This is a genomic window from Streptomyces sp. MH60 (genome assembly GCF_002939385.1).
In the GTDB taxonomy this organism is placed as follows: Bacteria; Actinomycetota; Actinomycetes; order Streptomycetales; family Streptomycetaceae; genus Streptomyces.
In genome coordinates this window covers 1-2,354 of sequence record NZ_MULI01000173.1, presented here as the reverse complement: position 1 = coordinate 2,354, position 2,354 = coordinate 1, and the positions used below count along the sequence as shown (strand labels likewise).

Below are 2,354 nucleotides of genomic sequence, written 5' to 3'. Positions count from 1 at the left end.
CGCGGCCGCCGGTGACGGGCCGGGCACGGCGGCCGCGCCGCCCGCGCCTTCCGTGCCGCGTTTCACCGTGGTCGTCGTGGCGCTGACCCTGGCCGGGTTCGCCGTGGCCTCGCCGGCCGGGGTGGAGCCCGCCTGGGCGGCGCTCGGCGGTGTGCTGGTGCTCGGGGTGCGGGCGCTGGCCCGGCGCCATGTCACGCCCCGGGAGATGGTGGGCGCCGCAGCGCCGCTGTTCTGCCTGTTCGTCCTGGCCCTCGGCATCGTGGTGCAGGGGGTGGTGGCGGGCGCGCCGGCGGCCGGGCTCGGGCGGCTGCTGCCGGACGGGGACTCGCTGCCGGCGCTGCTCGGGGTGGCGGCGGTCGCCGCGGTGCTGGCCAACGTGGTCAACAACCTGCCGGCCGTACTCGCCCTGCTCCCGCTGGCCGCGCCGGGCGGGCCGGCCCAGGTCCTCGCCGTACTGATCGGTGTGAACCTGGGCCCCAACCTGACCTACGTCGGTTCGCTGGCGACCCTGCTGTGGCGGCGCATCCTGCACCGGCACGGTGTCGAGGTGGAGCTCGGCCGGTTCACCGCGCTCGGGCTGCTCACCGTGCCGGCCACGGTCGCCGCGTCGACGGTGGCCCTGTGGGGGGCGCTGCGCCTCATCGGCGCCTGACGCCCGGGGCGCCGCCGGGTGCCGTACGTCCGCTCACTGGGTCGCCACGACGAGGCAGCGTCTCAGCTCCGCCAGGGCCCGGGGATCGCCCTCGACGGTCACACCGCGCTCCCCGTCGGCGCCCGCCCGGTTCCACAGCGACCGCAGCACGTCCTCCGGGGAGCCGCTCAGCGTCACGTCGGCCGTGCCGTCGCCCGCGCCGTCCGTGACGGTGAACTCCCCCGGGCCGGTCCGTACCCGCCATGCCGCGTCGTCGCCCGCCCGCACCAGGAACGTACGGCCCGGTGAGCCGTCCAGGATCTCGGTGAAGTAGTCGCCCCACTCGGCCACGGCGTACGCGGCGAAGACCTTGAGCAGTTCGTCGACGCCGTCCACGGCGAGGTCGTCCGGTACGGCGGTGACGGGCCGTCCGGTGGCGAGTTCGGCGTCGATGCGGTGGACGACGGTCTCCTGCGCCATCCGCCGGATCCAGAAGCCGACGCTCTGGTCGGGGCCGTACCAGGTGCCGGCCGGGTCCTCGGGGGCGCGGGTGGCGAACTCGGCGCGCAGCGCGGTGTAGCCCCGGTCGAGCAGCGCCGTCGGCGCCTGTTCGGCGAACTCCTTCGGCGGCCAGGGCTCGGGCTCGGCCCCGTCACGCATGGCGGCGGCCTTGTGCAGGTAGACCTCGCCGACGTGGCGGGTCAGGTCGGCGACCGTCCAGCCGGGGCAGGTCGGCACGGGGGCGTCGGCGTCGGTCTCGACGACGTCCCGCAGCCGGTCGTGGTCGGCCGCGAGGCAGTCGAGGAAGCGGGTGAACTCCATGGCGTCGAGCCAAACACATGTTCAGGCCCGGGGCACGGTGATTTCCACGCCTCCGCCGTGCCCGCGCCCTCGCGCCCGGCGCGCGCTCACCACGCCGGGCTGGGGACCGCGGGGCGCCGGACCGCCTCGGCGGCGTCGCGCAGGTGCAGGGCGACGGTGATCAGGGCGCGCAGCGCGGAGGGCCGCAGGCTCTGGGCGCTCTCGGCGGCCAGCACCAGCAGGCAGCCCGCGGCCTGCTCGACCACCGGCACGGAGAACGCGAAGTCGTCGCCGTCGGCTCCGCGGAAGGCGCGCCACGGCGTGGCGGCACCGTCGATGGCCTTGTGCACCGCCTGCTCGAGGTGGTGCGCGGCCTGCTGGCACACGGAAGCAGGCAGGACGATGGTGCGATGAAACGCTGAACTGGTCATAGTCCCATTGCTCCCCCATGCCCGGGGTGTCCGATCGGCGCACCGAACGGATTTCACCGGGTCGGCGGCAGCGAGCCGCGCGGCGCCGTGGTGGGTGTGCTCCCGGGCCCAGAGCCCCCGGCGTGGACCTGCCCCGGGTGGGGTGGGGGTCCTAGGCTCGTGGACATGGGTGCCCTCGGCTCGTCCTCGGTCCTCGCGGCGCGGTGCACCGGGCGAGCGGTGGTCCGTGAGCGTCCGTTGTCCGGGGGGCTCACCGAGGTCGGCCTCGACGACGGGCGCACGGTGGTGGTCAAGGTCGCGGACGCCCCCGGTGCGGCGCGGGCCGAGGCCGCGGGGCTGCGCTGGCTGGCCGGGGCGGGGGCGGTACGGATTCCCGCGGTGCACGGCGTGGACGAGCACGGGCTGGTCACCGACCGGGTGGTGCGGGGGCCGGCGAGTGCGGGGGCCGCGGTCCGGTTCGGGCGGGACCTGGCCGGGCTGCACGCCGCCGG

The 2,354-nt window shown here is 76.3% G+C and carries 3 protein-coding genes and 1 pseudogene; 2 read left to right on the top strand and 2 right to left on the bottom strand.

The features are described from left to right. Positions 1 to 652 (top strand): ArsB/NhaD family transporter (locus BZZ08_RS38345; protein ID WP_274543308.1); only part of this gene is annotated, 652 nt, incomplete at its 5' end. A gap of 33 nt (positions 653 to 685) precedes the next feature. On the opposite strand, the gene BZZ08_RS38340 is transcribed toward BZZ08_RS38345, so the two are convergent. Continuing rightward, positions 686 to 1,453 carry a maleylpyruvate isomerase family mycothiol-dependent enzyme gene (locus tag BZZ08_RS38340; protein ID WP_104636726.1) on the bottom strand — a complete coding sequence of 256 codons (768 nt, stop codon included), beginning with the start codon at positions 1,451 to 1,453 and terminating at the stop codon, positions 686 to 688. A gap of 86 nt (positions 1,454 to 1,539) precedes the next feature. Continuing rightward, the gene (locus BZZ08_RS38335) at positions 1,540 to 1,863 is read right to left on the bottom strand and encodes a hypothetical protein (protein WP_030183399.1); all 324 of its coding nucleotides are present in this window, start codon (positions 1,861 to 1,863) and stop codon (positions 1,540 to 1,542) included. 165 nt (positions 1,864 to 2,028) lie between these two features. On the opposite strand from BZZ08_RS38335, the pseudogene BZZ08_RS38330 reads away from it, so the two are divergent. After that, positions 2,029 to 2,354: pseudogene (locus BZZ08_RS38330) on the top strand (fructosamine kinase family protein); the annotation flags it as partial.

Coding starts and splice junctions, on each gene's coding strand:
- BZZ08_RS38340 (WP_104636726.1), bottom strand. CDS start 1,453: ATGGAGTTCACCCGCTTCCTCGACTGCCTCGCGGCCGACCACGACCGG.
- BZZ08_RS38335 (WP_030183399.1), bottom strand. CDS start 1,863: ATGACCAGTTCAGCGTTTCATCGCACCATCGTCCTGCCTGCTTCCGTG.